This is a genomic window from Pseudomonas sp. NFR02, from assembly GCF_900119375.1.
In the GTDB taxonomy this organism is placed as follows: Bacteria; Pseudomonadota; Gammaproteobacteria; order Pseudomonadales; family Pseudomonadaceae; genus Aquipseudomonas; species Aquipseudomonas paracarnis.
On record NZ_FPJJ01000005.1, the window covers coordinates 231,141 to 247,917 of the forward strand.

At 61.5% G+C, this 16,777-nt stretch carries 13 protein-coding genes and 1 pseudogene; 5 read left to right on the top strand and 9 right to left on the bottom strand.

The genetic code is table 11. The features are described 5' to 3' along the window. Positions 1-14: 14 nt before the first annotated feature. Positions 15-1,454, bottom strand: a complete 1,440-nt coding sequence (locus BT199_RS17040; RefSeq protein WP_072435099.1) for a di-heme oxidoreductase family protein — start codon at positions 1,452-1,454, stop codon at positions 15-17. A gap of 140 nt (positions 1,455-1,594) precedes the next feature. On the opposite strand from BT199_RS17040, the gene BT199_RS17045 reads away from it, so the two are divergent. Beyond that, on the top strand, positions 1,595-2,158 hold the full coding sequence (locus BT199_RS17045) for an NAD(P)H nitroreductase (RefSeq protein ID WP_057703854.1): 564 nt from the start codon (positions 1,595-1,597) through the stop codon (positions 2,156-2,158). A gap of 146 nt (positions 2,159-2,304) precedes the next feature. Here the strand turns inward: BT199_RS17045 and BT199_RS27730 are convergent, their stop codons facing one another. The 8 genes and pseudogenes from BT199_RS27730 to gap all read right to left on the bottom strand — a co-directional run bounded on the left by BT199_RS27730 (position 2,305) and on the right by gap (position 11,350). After that, complete coding sequence (locus BT199_RS27730) at positions 2,305-3,060, bottom strand: methyl-accepting chemotaxis protein (RefSeq protein WP_370706227.1); 756 nt, start codon at positions 3,058-3,060, stop codon at positions 2,305-2,307. A 102-nt stretch (positions 3,061-3,162) separates the two neighbouring features. After that, a pseudogene (locus BT199_RS27735) lies at positions 3,163-4,443 on the bottom strand (HAMP domain-containing protein); the annotation flags it as partial. Positions 4,444-4,581: 138 nt separating this feature from the next. Next, complete coding sequence (locus tag BT199_RS17055) at positions 4,582-4,983, bottom strand: YbaN family protein (protein WP_014719757.1); 402 nt, start codon at positions 4,981-4,983, stop codon at positions 4,582-4,584. A 156-nt stretch (positions 4,984-5,139) separates the two neighbouring features. Next, positions 5,140-5,748, bottom strand: coding sequence for a biliverdin-producing heme oxygenase (locus BT199_RS17060; protein WP_072435102.1), 609 nt, complete (start codon positions 5,746-5,748; stop codon positions 5,140-5,142). 137 nt (positions 5,749-5,885) lie between these two features. Then, positions 5,886-8,450: a TonB-dependent receptor gene (locus BT199_RS17065; RefSeq protein WP_072435103.1), complete on the bottom strand. Its 2,565-nt coding sequence runs from the start codon at positions 8,448-8,450 to the stop codon at positions 5,886-5,888. 115 nt (positions 8,451-8,565) lie between these two features. Beyond that, the gene (locus BT199_RS17070) at positions 8,566-9,534 is read right to left on the bottom strand and encodes a FecR family protein (protein WP_072435105.1); all 969 of its coding nucleotides are present in this window, start codon (positions 9,532-9,534) and stop codon (positions 8,566-8,568) included. Between the two features lie 74 nt (positions 9,535-9,608). Beyond that, entirely contained in the window at positions 9,609-10,127 is a 519-nt protein-coding gene (locus BT199_RS17075; RefSeq protein ID WP_003193922.1) for an RNA polymerase sigma factor, read from the bottom strand. Positions 10,128-10,348: 221 nt separating this feature from the next. Beyond that, a complete protein-coding gene (gene gap / locus BT199_RS17080; RefSeq protein ID WP_003193921.1) occupies positions 10,349-11,350 on the bottom strand; it encodes a type I glyceraldehyde-3-phosphate dehydrogenase in 1,002 nt (333 codons plus the stop codon). 221 nt (positions 11,351-11,571) lie between these two features. Between gap and edd the strand changes: the two genes are divergently transcribed. The 4 genes from edd (at position 11,572) to BT199_RS17100 (ending at position 16,683) form a co-directional block, all read left to right on the top strand. Further along, positions 11,572-13,398 (top strand): phosphogluconate dehydratase, encoded by a 1,827-nt coding sequence (gene edd, locus BT199_RS17085; protein ID WP_014719752.1) that lies wholly within the window; start codon positions 11,572-11,574, stop codon positions 13,396-13,398. Then, a complete protein-coding gene (locus BT199_RS17090; RefSeq protein ID WP_014719751.1) occupies positions 13,395-14,351 on the top strand; it encodes a glucokinase in 957 nt (318 codons plus the stop codon). Before edd ends, BT199_RS17090 begins: the two co-directional genes overlap by 4 nt. A 138-nt stretch (positions 14,352-14,489) precedes the next feature. Continuing rightward, complete coding sequence (locus BT199_RS17095; RefSeq protein WP_003193918.1) at positions 14,490-15,224, top strand: response regulator; 735 nt, start codon at positions 14,490-14,492, stop codon at positions 15,222-15,224. Beyond that, complete coding sequence (locus BT199_RS17100) at positions 15,214-16,683, top strand: ATP-binding protein (protein WP_014719750.1); 1,470 nt, start codon at positions 15,214-15,216, stop codon at positions 16,681-16,683. Before BT199_RS17095 ends, BT199_RS17100 begins: the two co-directional genes overlap by 11 nt. Positions 16,684-16,777 lie beyond the last annotated feature (94 nt).

Consider the following 16,777-nt stretch of genomic DNA (forward strand, 5'->3'; position numbering starts at 1 on the left):
AAGTGGGGCAAAGCTTATAAAGAATTCAGGAACGCCAGCAACGCGGCACGCTGCTCGGCATTGAACGACAACACATGTTGCTGCGCCGCTTGGGCTTCGCCGCCATGCCACAGCACGGCTTCAAGCAGGTTGCGGGCGCGGCCGTCATGCAGGAACTGGGTGTGACCACTCACGGTTTGCGTCAGGCCAATGCCCCACAGCGGCGGGGTGCGCCAGTCGCGGCCAGTGGCCTTGAATTCGCTACGGTTGTCGGCCAGGCCTTCGCCCATATCGTGCAGCAGCAGGTCGCTGTAAGGGCGAATCATCTGGTTGGCCAGTTCTGGTTCGGCGGCATTGGCGGCGGTGGTGAAGCTGGGCTTGTGACAGCCTTGGCAACCGGCCTGGTAGAACAAGTTCTTGCCGGCCAGCACTTGCGGCGTATCAACGTCCCGACGTGCGGGCACCGCGAGGTTGCGGGTGTAGAACAGCACCAGGCGCAGGATGTTATCGCTGACTTCCGGTTCACCCTGCGGGCCATTGCCGTTGGGCGCCTGTTTGCAGGCCACTTGGGCGTCGGTGCAGTCATCGAAGGGTCTCAGGGACGTGGTGAGGCCCATATCACCAGAAAACGCGTGAACGTTTTGTTGATTGAGGTTGGGCTGCCCGGCTTTCCAGCCAAAACGCCCGAGGACAGTTTTGGCCTGAGCGTCATCCCAGACCCAATTGGCGCGGCCGACAATAGCCTCTTTGTCGGCGGTCTTGGGGTCGGTGTTGCGCAGGATATCGGCGTCGCTGATCGCTTCGAGCAGGCCCAGGCCGATCATCGGCGGGGCGATACGCGCCGAGAAGCGTGTGTCGGGGTGCATCGGGCCGTAGCCGAGTTGGGTGATCTGCAGGTCGGGCTTGCGTAATTCAACGAGCGTGCCGTCCTTGAACCTGACGTTGACCGGTGTGTAGTCGACCCGCACCTTGCCTTCCGGCGCAACGCCGGGCACCGCCATGTCCTGGAGTTGCCCGCCGTAGACCGGCTCGGGTACCACGCCGATCTGTTCGATGAGCTTGGCGTAGGCTGGCTGCTCTGTAATAGAGGGATGGATGGACAGGCGCACCAGCATCGACACGGCATTGGGCGCGTCGGGCAGCGGCGGGTGGCCACGGCCATCCTTGATATGACAGTTCTGGCAGGCGTTGGTATTGAACAGTGGGCCCAGGCCATCGCGCGCCGTGGTGGTGGACGGCGCAATCACCCACGGGTTGCGAAAGAAACTGTTGCCGACGCTGAAGTCCAGGCGCCGCGTCGGCGCCAGGTTGGCCGATGGCAGGGAAAAGGCGTTCTGGTCGCGCTTGTTTACCGTCGCCGCGCCACCGGCCCGCGATTCACCCGGCTCTGCTTTCGTGAAGCGAGGGGCGTCATCGCAAGCAGTCAGGCTTAAAGCCATCAACGCTGCAGGCAGGTACAAAAGCGCACGGAACATCGAGATTCCTGGACGAGGGCAGAAAATTAAGGCGCAAAGTCTAACAGGGCAGGGCAGATTGAATAAGAGCAATTATCGTTTGGTGGCATCCCGATTCTTTCCCGCTAGAATGGCTGCACATTTTTTTATGGAGGTGGCCAATGCAGGCTCTCGACGCTTTGCTCAACCGTGTTTCGGTGCCCCGTTTGCTCGACCCGGCACCGACCCAGGAGCAGCGCGACCTGCTGTTCGCCGCCGCCATGCGCGCGCCCGATCACGGTCAACTGCGCCCGTGGCGTTTCCTCACCGTGGAAGGTGCAGCCCGTGAACAGATGGGCACGCTGTTGGCTGAAGCCGCCCGCCTGCAAGACGCCGACGCACCGCAAGCCGTCATCGATAAAGCCCAGAACGGCCCGCTGCGTGCGCCGCTGGTGGTGGTGGTGATTGCACGCTTGCAAGAGCATTTCAAAGTGCCCAAGTCCGAGCAATTGCTGGCCGCCGCCTGTGCGGCCCACGGCATTCTGCTGGCGGCGTATGCCCAGGGTATTGGCGCGGTGTGGCGTACTGGCGAATTGTCCTACTCGGCCCATGTCGCCAAAGGCCTGGGGTTGGCGGCGAATGAAGAAGTGATTGGCTTTCTCTACCTGGGCACACCGCAGAACCCACCGCGTACGGCGCCGAAGGAAGACCTGACGCCGTTCGTCCAGGCCTGGCCCGGCCTGTAATTCACCACCATCCTGCTCTATATGTAGGAGCGAGCTTGCTCGCGAAAAACTCACAGGCGCCGCGTTTATTCAGGAAGCACGCGTTATCGTTGACGTTTTTCGCGAGCAAGCTCGCTCCTACAGGAGGCAATGTTTTCAGAACCGAATCAGACCCTGAACTGATCCATCAACTTCATCTGCTGGCTGGCCAGCGCATTGAGCTGGCTGCTTATCGCTGCAGACTCGGTAGCCTGGCCGGTCAGGGTTTCAGTCACGGTGCGAATCGCCGAGACGTTGCGGTTGACCTCTTCGGCCACCGCGCTCTGCTGTTCGGCCGCGCTGGCGATTTGCAGGTTCATGTCGCTGATCACGGTGACCGCGTCGCTGATCTTGCCCAGGGCTTGCACGGCTTGATGGATCTGCCCGGCATTGCTCTGCGCCTGGTGCTGGCTGGAGTGCATGGTCGCCACTACGCCACGAGTACCGCTCTGGATACGCTCGATCACCAGGCGGATTTCTTCCACCGAGTCCTGGGTGCGTTTGGCCAGGTTGCGCACTTCGTCGGCCACCACCGCAAAGCCACGTCCGCTTTCCCCAGCGCGCGCCGCTTCAATCGCCGCATTCAACGCCAACAGGTTGGTCTGTTCGGCAATGCTGCGGATCACCTCCAGCACTGAACCGATTTGCTCGCTGTTGACCGCCAGGGCTTCGACTTCGCCCACGGCTTTGCTGACTTCGTCGGCCAGAGTGGTGATATCGCGGGTGCTCTGCTCGATGATCGACATGCCTTCGCGAGCCGACTGGTCGGCGCCGCGTGCCGCGCTGGCGGCATTGGAGGCGCTGTTGGCCACGTCGTGGGCGGTGGCGCTCATTTCGTTCGACGCGGTGGCGACCTGGTCGATTTCACGGAACTGCACCTGCATGCCTTCGCTGGTCTGGCGCGCAATGGCGGACGACTGATCGGCCGTCCCACGAGCTTCGGTGATGCTTTGCTTGATCTGCGCAATGGTCGGCTGCAGTTTGTCGAGGAAGCGGTTGAACCAGTTCACCAGCTCGCCCAGTTCGTCCTTCTTGGCGTAGGCCAGGCGCTGGGTGAGATCGCCGTCACCGCTGGCGATGTCCTTGAGCATGGCGGCCACGCTATTGATAGGGCGGGTCACGCCAGTAGCGGTCAGCCAGATCAACAGCAAGCCCAGCAGGCCAGCGGCGGCGGCCACCAGCAGGGCTTTTAGCGTGCCTGTTGCCTGGGCCTCGTCGAGTACGGCTTGCAGTTTTTCGTTGTCGGCCAGCATCACCGCTTTGGGCAGCTTGATCACCACGCCCCAGGATTTGGCACCGGCAATCGGCTTGAGCGGGTACACGGCACGAATGGTGTCGTCCTGCTCACGGATCACCGGACGGTCATTGGCCAACAGTTGCACGATCTCCTTGCCTTCGGCGCCGATGCTGTCGATCAGGTTCTTGCCGACTTTGGCCGGTTCACCACTGTAGGCGGCGATCAGGCCGGTGCTGGACAGAATCTCCAGGTGGGCGGCACCGTTGAACAGGTCTTTCTGCGCAGCATCGGTGGTCGCTTGCAGGGCGGTGAGGGCGATGTCCACGCCGACGACGCCGATGACTTTGCCGTCGACGAACAGCGGCAGGGAAATGGTGGTCATCAGTACCGGTTTACCGGCCACCGTGTCTTCGTACGGGTCCAGCAGGCAAGTGCTGCGCGTGTCCCGTGGGCAGGTGTACCAGATGTTGTAAGGCGTGCCGCTGAGGTTGAGGGTGGTCTTGGTCAGGTCATCTTCGACCATGATGGTGTTCTGGCCTTCGCCGCCAGCACGACTCCAGTAGCTGGAAAACCGGCCTTTTTCATTGGAGACGCGTGCCTTGTCGTCGATGAATTCGCTGTCCTTGCCATCCAGCCCGTTGGGTTCGAACGACAACCAGATGCCCAGCACTTTGGTGTTGCGCTCGAACGCGGTTTTGACGCTGCGGTTGAGCTCTTCACGCAGGGCCCCGGCTTCAAGGGCGCGTTGGGTGCCCAACTGACGCAGGTCTTTGATCTGGTCGGCCAGGGCGGTGACCACCAGCAGGTTTTCGCCGAAGGTCTGCTGCAAGTGGCCGGCCTGTTCGGCCGCTTTGGATTGCAGCAACTGCTCAACGCTGGCGGTGAGCATTCGTGAGCTTGAATCACTGACCAACCGATCGTTCTGGTTGGTGTTGTAGATATTGATGCCGACCACCAGTGCAATCACACCCAGCAGGCACAGGCCGGACAGCAACACGATTTTCAAGCGGATGGAGAGGGTGTCGAACATAGGTTCACTCACGAATGGACTTGTTGGAATGCACGCAGAAGAGCCAAGTCCATTCGGCGCCGTACCTGAAACATCGGCGTCACAAATCAATTCATGAGAAATAGGCGATGAGCGGTAGGAAAATGCCTACACCGGCCGTTATACGGGGCGTGCGAGCTGCTCGGGGCGGGACCAGATCCACAGGTTGCCCAGGCTCATCCCGGCAATCGCCAGGTACACCGGCCAGCCGTGATCGAGCATCACCAGCATCAGCACGGCGCACAGCAACATGCTCACCGTGGCGCTGACCTTGGCGCGGCGGGCGATGATCTTGCCATTGCGCCAGTTGGACAGGATCGGCCCGAACAGGCGATGGTTTTCCAGCCAGGCGCTGAGGCGCGGCGAGCTTTTGGTGGCGGCCCAGGCGGCGAGCAAGATGAATTCGGTGGTGGGCAACCCCGGTATGACAATCGCCACCAAGCCGATCCCCAGGCTCACGTAGGCCAGCAGGCCAAAGAGGACTTGGGCGATTTTGGAGGAGGATTGGGGTTTGCCGGTCATGGGTAGGGAGATCGCAGAAAATCAATTTGAAATGAGGGCTAAATGTGGGAGCGGGCTTGCTCGCGAATGCGGTGTATCAGTCGCCTGATCTGTTGGCTGACCTACTGCATTCGCGAGCAAGCCCGCTCCCACATTTGATTGCATTTCAATCCAAGGTTACGCCAGTTCTGGGGCGCTAGCGTACGCCTGTTCCAGCAACACGGTGAAGCGCACAAACGCATCAATCGCGCCTTTTTCCACGGCAGCTTCTTCTTCGGCACTGAATGCCAGGCCGTCGAGGGTGCGGGTGAAGCTTTTCCAGCCTTCGGCGCGACCACCGGCCGGCTCGCCCAGGTGGCGGGCACCGAAGGTTTCGCTCAGGCCCAGGCCCACGGCGCGCTTGATCAGGAACGCAGCGCCCAGCTTGGAGCCTTCGGAGACGAACAGCCAGCCCAAAGCTTCGGCTTTGCTGGGGTTGTTCACCGCGCCGGCAACCGGGGCCGGGATTTCGGTGTCCAGGTCTGCCAGGTCGAGCTTGGCCGCTTCGGCGCGGCAGCGGCCGGCCAGGTCAGGGATGATCTGGTTCAACTCGGCATCGTTGTACAAGGCCACCAGTTCCGATTGGAACAGGTACTGGGCCACCACGAAACGGGCGAAGTTGGCTTGGGTTTCGAACGGGGCGTGAGCTTTCACCAAGGCGTCGAGCTTGGTGTGCGGCGCGTTGGTGATCTGGTTCAGGCGTTGGGAGCGCAGGCTTGGGCGTTCTGCGGTGGAAGAAGCGGTCATGAAAAAAGTCCTTGAGAAGAGAAGCGCCTGGGTGCCCTGAAGAGAGCTGTTATCAACTAGACGAACAAGAAGACGCGGCACAGTAAAAAATCCTCACCTCGCCGCGGCTGCAAGTGCGGCGAGGTGAGGCGGATGGGTCAGATGTCCCAGATCACGTTGATCGCAAAGTTGCGACCGGGCTGGGTCAGGCGGTCGAGGTTAGCCGGGCCGGTCACACCGGCTTCGCCGACGCTGTCGTAGCTGCGCACGTCATCCCAGTTCCAGTACTTCTTGTCGGTGAGGTTGTAGAGGCCACCGTTGACGGTCACGTCTTTGCTCACTTTGTAGTAAGCGGTCAGGTCGAGGATGCCGAAGCCCGGGGTCTTGAACGGGCCGTCGGTGCCGCCGTCGGGCGCGTGGAAGGTGGTGCTGTCGACGCGGTTTTGTTTTTTCACCACGGTCCAGCTCACCAGGCCACCGTAGTTGTCCTGATCGTAGCCCAGGCCAAACACGCCCTTGAGTGGGTTGACGCTGTTCAACGGCTCGCCATTGTCGTCGTTGCGACCGTAGGTGTAGGCAACCGAGCCTTGGGTATACAGGCCCTTCGGCGCGCCGAAGGTATCCAGGTTCAGGCGGCCCTTGGCTTCCACGCCCTTGATGGTGGCGCGCTTGATGTTGACCGCCTGGAACTGCTCCACGGTGCCGCCGACCACGGCGTTGTCTTCGTCGATAAAGTCGCGGTACTTGTTGTAGTACACCGCAATATCGAAAGAGCCTTCGTCGAATTTGCCGCGAATCCCGGTTTCGATGCCTTTGCTGGTTTCCGGCTTGAGGTCGGGGTTGGGTTCGACGGTGTAGCCCAGGTTGAGGTTTTCGAAGCGACCGTACAGTGCTTTGGCAGACGGCGTGCGGAAGCCCTCGGCGTATTGGCCGAACCAGGTGTAGTTGTCGGTCAGGGCATAGGTGAGGCCGAACTTGGGTGTGACGCGGTTCCAGGTCTTGTCTTTGCCATCGACGGCATAGGCGCCGGTCGGGTTGACGGTGTTGAGGAATTCCTGGGTCAGCTTGGGCTTGAGCCGGGTGTAGTCATAACGCACGGCGGGCAGGAAGGTCCATTTGTCCCAGGTGATCTGGTCCTGGGCGAACAGCGAGTAGGTGTTGATGGTCGGGTCGGGGAAGTCGCTGGCCTTTTTCACGCTGTCGCTGGCTGATGGGCTTGGCGCGCCGATGGCGGTGCAGCCGGCGCCAATGGCCAGGCACGAGGCCGAGCCTTCGCGTGAGCCGGTGACTTTCTGCTGCTTGAGGGTGGTGCCGTAGGTAACCTGGTGGTCGGTTTCGCCGAGGCTGAATGCTTTGTCCAGTTGCGCGTCGAAGACCCACTGTTTTTCTTCGTAAAGGGTGTCGCGGGTACGCAGGACGCGACGGCCGGCCTGGTAGATTTCGGCGGTGGTCTGGTCGGTCTTGGCGATCTGGTAGTTGAGGCTGGTCTTGATGCGGTCGGCAATCGGCGACTCCAGGGCGAAGGTGTTTTCCAGGCCGAAGCGCTCGCGGGTAATGGTGTCGTTACCGCGACGGTCGCGGTACAGGTTCATGCCCCGACCACCGATGAACGGACCGCCCACTGCGTTTTTCAGATTGACGTCGCGGTCATCCTTGAACTTCTCATAGGTCAGGCCCAGGCGGTTGTCATCGCCATAGTTCCAGCCCAGCTTGGCCAGCACGTTGGTGGTGCGCGCATCTTCCGGGTTGGCGCCGGTACGGGCCAGGCCGGTGGCGTTGTTGCCATCGTAGGACTCGGTTTCATGGCCATTGCGCTGGCTCAGGTGCAGCAAACCGTCGAAGTCTTGCACACGCCCGGCGAAGGTGCCGGAGGTCAGCCAGCTCTCGTCGGCTGAGCTGTAGCCGGTCTTCAGGCGGGCGCCGACGTCTTGGCCTGGTTTGATGATGTCATCCGGGTCGAGGGTGAAATAACTCACCGCGCCGCCGATGGCGCTGCTGCCGTACAGGGCCGAGGCCGGGCCACGCAGGATCTCCACGCGCTTGACGATTTCCGGGTCGACGTAATTGCGGCGGGTCTTGGCGTAAGGGCCGTTGAAGAAATTGTCCGGCACTTCGACGCCATCCACCTGGGTGAGGACGCGGTCGCCGTCGATGCCACGAATGTTGTAGCCCGCGTTACCCGAGCGCGTACCGGCGCCGCCGACGGAGACGCCGGGTTCGTAGCGCACCAGTTCACGGATGTTGTTGACGTGCTGGCGGTCCAGTTCTGCGCGGTCGTGCACGCTGACGGTGCTCGGTACACTGTTCACATCCTGTTCATTGCGGGTGGCGCTGATGGTCACCTGTTGCAGGGCGAGGGCGCTGCCGGCGCTACGTTTTTCCAGCACGATGTTGTTAGTGCCCAGTTTGCGATAGCTCAGGTTGGTCCCCACCAACAGCCGCTCGAGGGCTTTTTCCGCTGGCAGCGGGCCGCGCACGCCAGGGGACGACACGCCCTGGCCCAGTTCGGCCGGCAGGCCCACTTGCCAGCCGGTCACTGCGGTGAAGGCGTTGAGTGCCGACACCAGTGGCTGCTGTTCGATGCTGAACGTGTAATTGGCGTGGCTGCGAGCGGCAGATTCCGCGGCGGTGGCGCTCATGACGGGCGTACCAGCCAGCAGGATCGCGGCGGTCAGCAAGGACAAAACGGGCGAAGCAGACCGGCGGTTGAAACGAGAGGACATCGAGAGCGCTCCGGGATACGAATCTTATAGTTGCGAACCGAACCAAATAGGAATCAGTTGCATTGGCTATAACGAGACGTATCGCCGGTTAATATCGAGTAAAAATAATTCTCATTTAGTTCAGGATCACCAGCGCCGGGTACTCCGACAGCTTGGCCGAGGTGATGTGAGCCAGAGAGCGCACCACGTCCAGGGGCTGGTCGAGGCGGTAGTTGCCGGTGACGGCGACGCTGGCCAGCTGCTCGTTGTTGTTGACGATCCAGCCGGGGTAATAGCGGCGCAGCTCAGCCAGCACTTCGCTCAGCGGGCAGTTTTCGAATACCAGCCGGCCCTGCACCCAGGCCATATCCTTGCTGGGGTCGAGCTTGGCCGGTTGGCCGAAACCCTTGGGGCCGATGCGGATGCTTTCACCGGCGCTCAGGCGCACGCGGGCATCGTCGAACGTGTTGCTCAGGTCGACATCGCCGCGCTGCACTTGAACCTGGGCTTCGCCATTGAGGTAGCGCACGGCAAAGGCGGTGTCGCGCACGCTGGCGCGCACCGGGCCCGCGTCGATCTCCAGCGGCAGGCCACGGGTGGGCGCTATTTCAAAGTACGCTTCGCCCTGGTAGAGGCGGGCAATGCGCTGATGGTCCTTGATGGTGCTGGAAAACGCCGAATTGGTGTTCAGCAGCACCTTGGAGCCATCGTCCAGTTGCAGGCGCTGGCGCTCGCCCACCACCGTCAGATGGTCGGCCTGCAAACGCACCGGCAGGTTGCTGAAACTGAACAGGCCGACCAGTAACACGGCGGCGGTGGCCAGGGGTTTCCAGTGCGGTCTGATCCGGCGCCAGCCGCTGGGCTTGCGCGGTGCGGCGAGGGCCACGGCGGCGCTGTGTACCGGCGCGTCCCCCCAGGCGGCCTGGGCCTTGCTGAAGGCGTGGACATGCGCCGGGTCCTGGGCCAGCCAGGCGTCGAACGCGGCCTGCTGCCCAGGTTGCGGGCACTGCAAGGCGATCAGCCAATCGAGGGCTTGGTCCATGGCCGCGTCTTGCAACACCTCATGAGCCAACGCATGGGGGCGCAGTTTATTCGGGTCCGTCACGGTGTTCCTCGGGTCTTCGCCACGTTCTATTCATTTTTCCTACAGCTTGGATCGGCACCTCTGTCAGGTGAAGCTTAAGGCTGATCCAGCCGTTCGGCCACACCCACACAGATAGCCATGATCAATTTGAGTTCCTTTTGCACCGTGCTCAAGGACACGCCCAATTGATCGGCAATCTCTTGGTAGCTGCAACCGTGCAGGCGGCTGAGGATGAAAATCCGCTGCTGGCGGGCGCTCAACTGGCCGAGGCTGACACTCAGGTGCTCCAGCAACTGCTCTGCCTGGGTAGCTTCCTCCGGCGTGCTGGCCGGCGCGGCGACGCTTTGCAGGACATCCAGCGGGACATCCTCCTGCAGGGTACGCGCCTGAATCCTGCGCGAACGCAAGTGATCCAGCGCCAGGTTGCGCGCTGTCTGGTAGACAAAGGGTTCAAGGTGGTCGATTGGCCGCTCGCTCAGGGCCCGAGTCACGCGCAGGTAGGTTTCCTGCAACAGGTCCTCGGCAGTGCTGTGGTTATGCACCATGCGTTGCAGAGTTCGTAGCAGGATCACCCGTTGGGTGAGGAAGACGTGGTTGAAGCGAGATTGGCTCACAGTGATACCAGACCGATTTGCAGTGAATGATAATGCTTATCATCAACTGAAATGGCAAGTGGCACTTTGAGATGCCTTGGAGATTGTGCCGCTCGTTCCCATGCTCTGCGTGGGAACACATCCTGTGACGCTCCGCGTCACAACTTTAAGAGCAGGACGCGGAGCGTCCAGGGTGGCATTCCCACGCAGAGCGTGGGAACGATCTGGTCGATCTTGTGGAGTTACTCGGCGTTACACAACGCCAGGCAGTTATCCAGCATACGGTTGGAGAAGCCCCACTCGTTGTCATACCACGCGAGCACTTTGAGCAATTTGCCGCTGACCTTGGTGTGATTAGCGTCGAAGATCGACGACAGCGGGTTATGGTTGAAGTCGCTGGAAACCAGCGGCAGGGTGTTGTAGCCGAGGATCTTCGAATGCTGGCTGGCGTGTTTGAGCAGGGCGTTGACTTCATCGGCCGTGGCTTCTTTCTTCAACTGCACGGTGAGGTCCACCAGCGACACGTTGATCACCGGTACACGCACCGCCATGCCGGTCAGCTTGCCTGCCAGTTCCGGCAGCACCAGGCCCACCGCTTCAGCGGCGCCGGTCTTGCTCGGGATCATGTTCTGGGTGGCCGAACGCGCGCGGTACGGGTCGGTGTGGTACACGTCGGTGAGGTTCTGGTCGTTGGTGTAGGCGTGAATAGTGGTCATCAGCCCGCTTTCGATGCCCAGCTCGCGATGCAGCACCTGGGCGACCGGCGCCAGGCAGTTGGTGGTGCACGATGCGTTGGAAATGATCTGGTGGGATTGACGCAAAATGTCATGGTTTACCCCGTAGACCACAGTCGCGTCCGCGCCTTTGGCCGGGGCGGAGATGATCACCTTGCGCGCGCCAGCGCTAATATGCGCGGCAGCTTTGTCACGGTCGGTGAACAGGCCGGTGCATTCGAACACCACGTCAATCTTGTGCGCAGCCCACGGCAGGTCGGCGGGGTTGCGAATGGCACTCACGGCAATCCGATCACCATTGACGGTCAGGCTTTCCTGATCGTGGGCAACCTCTGCGTCGAAAGTGCCGTGTACGGTGTCGTACTTGAGCAGATGGGCATTGATCGAACTGTCGCCCAAATCGTTGATGGCGACGATCTGCAGATCCTGGCGATAGCCTTGGGTATACAGTGCGCGCAGGACATTACGGCCGATACGGCCAAAACCATTGATTGCGATTCGAAGAGTCATCGGAAAGTGCCTGTCGTCGATTTGTTGTAAGAATTACAAGATTATTCGCATAAAAATAGAAAACAAGCCTTTTTAGTGGCAATATTTTGTTCAATCTACAACGAGTGACCTGAATCAACTGGTCCGATGATCCAAACGACCCCCTGCCATCCCATGAGCCGTGGGCGTTTGATCAGCATAGACTCCCAGGTCGCCACATCCGTTAGCCTGGAGTTCTATACATGCATCCCCGCGTTCTTGAGGTCACCGAACGGCTTATCGCCCGCAGCCGCGCCACCCGCGAGGCTTACCTTGCGCTCATTCGCGGCGCAGCCAGCGACGGTCCGATGCGCGGCAAGCTGCAATGCGCCAACTTCGCCCACGGCGTGGCCGGTTGCGGCACCGAAGACAAAAACAGCCTGCGCATGATGAATGCCGCCAACGTTGCAATTGTTTCTTCTTATAACGACATGCTCTCGGCGCATCAGCCCTACGAGCATTTCCCCGAACAAATCAAAAAGGCTCTGCGCGAAGTCGGCTCGGTCGGTCAGTTCGCCGGCGGCACCCCCGCCATGTGCGACGGCGTGACCCAGGGCGAGCCGGGCATGGAACTGAGCCTGCTCAGCCGTGAAGTCATTGCCATGTCCACGGCGGTAGCGCTGTCCCACAACATGTTTGACGCCGCGCTGATGCTGGGCATCTGCGACAAGATTGTTCCTGGCCTGATGATGGGCGCGCTGCGCTACGGCCACCTGCCGATGATTTTCGTGCCAGGCGGGCCGATGCCCTCGGGTATCTCCAACAAGCAGAAGGCCGATGTGCGCCAGCGCTATGCCGAAGGCAAGGCCAGCCGCGAAGAACTGCTGGAATCGGAGATGAAGTCCTACCACAGCCCCGGCACCTGCACTTTCTACGGCACCGCCAACACCAACCAGTTGCTGATGGAAGTCATGGGCCTGCACTTGCCTGGCGCTTCGTTCGTCAACCCGTACACGCCCCTGCGGGATGCGTTGACCCGTGAAGCTGCGCACCAGGTCACGCGTTTGACCAAGGCCAATGGCAACTTCACGCCGATTGGCGAGATTGTCGACGAGAAGTCCATCGTCAACTCCATCGTTGCGCTCAACGCCACTGGCGGCTCCACCAACCACACCCTGCACATGCCGGCCATTGCCATGTCGGCAGGCATCATCCTGACCTGGCAGGACATGGCAGACCTCTCCGAGGTGGTGCCGACCCTGTCCCACGTGTATCCAAATGGCAAGGCTGACATCAACCACTTCCAGGCGGCGGGCGGTATGTCGTTCCTGATCCGCGAACTGCTGGAAGCCGGCCTGCTTCACGAAGACGTCAACACCGTGGCCGGCAAGGGCTTGAGCCGCTATATCCAGGAACCTTTCCTGGTGGATGGCGAACTGGTCTGGCGCGACGGCCCGATCGAAAGCCTCGACGAAACCATCCTGCGCCCGGTGGCCCGTGCGTTCTCGCCGGAAGGCGGCTTGCGCGTGATGGAAGGCAACCTTGGCCGTGGCGTGATGAAGGTTTCGGCGGTAGCGCCGGAGCATCAGGTTGTCGAAGCGCCCGCGGTGGTGTTCCAGGACCAGCAGGACCTGGCCGATGCCTTCAAGGCTGGCCTGTTGGAAAAAGACTTTGTCGCGGTGATGCGCTTCCAGGGGCCGCGCTCCAACGGCATGCCGGAACTGCACAAGATGACCCCGTTCCTGGGCGTGTTGCAGGACCGTGGTTTCAAGGTGGCGCTGGTGACAGATGGGCGAATGTCCGGCGCGTCGGGTAAGATCCCTGCCGCGATCCACGTCAACCCCGAAGCCCAGAGCGGCGGGCCGCTGGCGCGGGTCCAGGATGGCGATATCATCCGTGTGGATGGCGTTACCGGCACCCTGGAGCTTAAGGTGGACGCCGAAGTATTTGCAGCGCGCACGCCTGCCACGGGCCTGTTGGGCAATAACGTGGGAGCCGGTCGCGAGCTGTTTGCATTCATGCGCTTGGCCGCAAGCTCCGCAGAGCAGGGCGCCAGCGCCTTTACCTCTGCCTTGGAGACGCTTAAGTGAAGCTTGCGCTGGTCGGTGACATCGGGGGGACTAACGCCCGTTTTGCGTTATGGCGGGATCAGGAACTGCATTCGATCCGCGTGCATGCCACGGCGGATCACGGCAGCCCTGAAGAGGCGATCAAGGTCTATCTCAAAGAGGAAGGCCTGGAAATCGGCGACATCGGTGCGGTGTGCCTGTCGGTGGCCGGGCCGGTGAGCGGCGATGAATTCAAGTTCACCAACAACCACTGGCGCCTGAGCAAAACCGCGTTTTGCCAGGCCCTGCAGGTGGATGAACTGTTGCTGGTCAACGACTTCTCGGCCATGGCCCTGGGCATGACCCGGCTCAAGCCCGACGAATTCCGCGTGGTCTGCGAAGGCACGCCGGAGCCCTTGCGCCCGGCCGTGGTGATCGGCCCAGGTACGGGTCTTGGTGTCGGCACCTTGCTGGACCTCGGCGCAGGCCGTTGGGCAGCATTGCCGGGGGAGGGTGGGCATGTCGACCTGCCCCTGAGCAGCCCACGGGAAACCCAGCTGTGGCAACACATCTACAGCGAGATCGGGCATGTCAGCGCCGAAACCGCGTTAAGCGGTGGCGGCCTGCCACGGCTGTACCGGGCGATTTGCGCGGTGGATGGGCATGAGCCGGTGCTCGACACCCCCGAAGCCATCACGGCGGCGGGCCTGGCCGGCGATCCGGTGGCGATGGAAGTATTGGACCAGTTCAGCATCTGGCTGGGCCGGGTGGCGGGCAATAACGTCTTGACCACCGGTGGACGCGGTGGCGTGTACATCGTGGGTGGGGTGATACCGAGGTTTGCCGACTTCTTTATCGCCAGTGGTTTCGCCAAAAGCTTCGCGGATAAAGGCTGCATGAGCGACTACTTCAAAGGTATTCCAGTGTGGTTGGTGACGGCGCCGTATTCCGGGCTGACTGGGGCGGGTGTGGCGCTTGAGCAAGCTTTTGCATAGGTCATAATGGCGCCATCGCAGGCAAGCCAGCTCCCACAGTCTGGAATGCATTCCAAGTGTGGGAGCTGGCTTGCCTGCGATGACGGCCTAAAGCGCACCCGATGATTTAAGCCAGGCCATAACAACAAGGAGGCCTCCGTGAGCGTAATCAGTAAATCCATTCTCCTCGTCGACGACGACCAGGAAATCCGCGAATTGCTGCAAACCTACCTCAGTCGCGCCGGCTTCCAGGTCCGTGGCGTGTCCGACGGTGCGGGGTTCCGCCAGGCAATGAACGAGGCGCCGTGCGACCTGGTCATCCTCGATGTCATGTTGCCAGACGAAGACGGCTTCAGCCTGTGCCGCTGGATTCGCCAGCACCCGCGCCAGGCGCAGGTGCCGATCATCATGCTCACCGCCAGTTCCGACGAAGCCGACCGCGTGATCGGCCTGGAGCTGGGCGCCGATGACTATATCGGCAAGCCGTTCAGCCCCCGCGAGTTGCAGGCGCGTATCAAGGCACTGCTGCGCCGCTGCCAATTCGGCCAGGAGCGCAGCAGCGGCGGTGATGTGTGGGTGTTCGATGAATGGCGCCTGGATATGATCAGCCACCGCTTGTTTCATGTGGATGGTGAAGAGGTGATCCTCTCCGGTGCCGACTTCGCCTTGCTCAAGTTGTTTCTCGACCACCCGCAACAGATCCTCGACCGCGACACCATCGGCAACGCCACCCGTGGCCGCGACCTCATGCCCTTGGACCGTATCGTCGACATGGCCGTCAGCCGCTTGCGCCAGCGCCTGCGCGACACCGAGAAACCTCCGCGGCTGATCCGCACCGTGCGCGGCAGCGGCTATCAACTGGCAGCCAGCGTGGTTGCCGGCAATGCCCACTGAAGCGCTGAACGAACGCCGTCGCCGCTTCCCGGTACCCCGCTCGCTGCTGGGGCGCATGTTACTGCTGACCTTACTGGCGGTGCTGTTCGCCCAGGCGCTGTCCAGCGTGATCTGGGTGTCGCAATTGCGCGCCACCCAGCTTGAGGGCTTGGTCACCAGCGCCCGCAGCCTAGCGCATTCAATGACTGCCAGCGTGAGTTACTTCCGGTCGCTGCCGGTGGCCTATCGCCCGTTGGTGCTGGACCAATTGCGCAGCATGGGCGGCACGCGTTTTGTGGTGACCCTCAATGATCGCCCGCTGGACATGCAGCTATTGCCCGAAACCCCACGCAAGCAGGCGGTGCTGGTGGCAGTGGATGAAGTGCTGCGCCAGACCCTGGGTGCCGACGTGCATATCTCGGTGGAGTTCGTCAGCGCCGAAGACCTGCGCATCTTCAATGCCGGCCTGAAGCTCGACGAACTGCCACGCTCCTGGGCCCATTACGCGTTGACCCTGGAGCCGGTGAACCCGCCGGTGCTGGTCACCCAGATCCAACTGGCACCCGGTGAATGGCTGTACATCGCCTCGCTATTGCCCGAGCCCTACACCAGCCTGGAAGAGCAAGGCCTGCCGTCCCAGCAGGTGTGGTTCATCGTGCTCACCAGCGGTTTTCTGCTGCTGTTCATCGGCCTGCTGGTGCACTGGCAAAGCCGACCGCTCAAGCGCCTGGCGCGAGCGGCGCGGGACATGTCCCTGGGCGCCGATGTGGAGCCGGTGGCTGAAGGCGGCGGCAGTGAAGTGGTGGAAGTGGGCCGTGCGTTCAATGCCATGCGTGAACGCATCAGCCGTTACCTGACCGAGCGCAGCCAGTTGTTCAGCGCGATTTCCCATGACCTGCGCACACCCATCACCCGCCTGCGCCTGCGCGTGGAATTGCTGGAGGACGAGAACCTGCAAAACAAATTCGGCCGTGACCTGGATGAACTTGAATTGCTGGTCAAGGGCGCGTTGCAATGCGTGAAAGACACCGACATCCACGAAAACATCCAGCCGGTGGACCTCAACCACGTCCTCGAATGCCTGGTGGAGCCATACCTGGCCCCCCATGGCAATGGCCGAGTGACCCTCGATGGCGCGGCGCTGTCAGCCTACCCAGGCAAGCCGCTGGCGCTCAAGCGTTGCATCGGCAACCTGATCGACAACGCGCTGAAGTACGGGCAGAACGCGCATTTGCATATCGAGGACGATGGCGCGCAGTTCATTCTGCATGTGGATGACGAGGGGCCTGGTGTGCCGCAGCAGCGGCTGGAACAGGTATTTGAACCGCACTTTCGACTGGCCGGTCAGCAGCAGGGTTACGGGCTGGGGTTGGGCATTGCGCGCAATATTGCCCATAGCCATGGGGGCGAAGTGAGTTTGCAGAACCTGCGCGAAGGCGGCCTGCGCGTCACCCTGCAACTACCAAGAACCTTGGACTAACAAACACCTGAGATCAAATGTGGGAGCTGGCTTGCCTGCGATAGCGGTGGTTCAGTTGACTCATTAGTGACTGACACACCGCCATCGCAGGCAA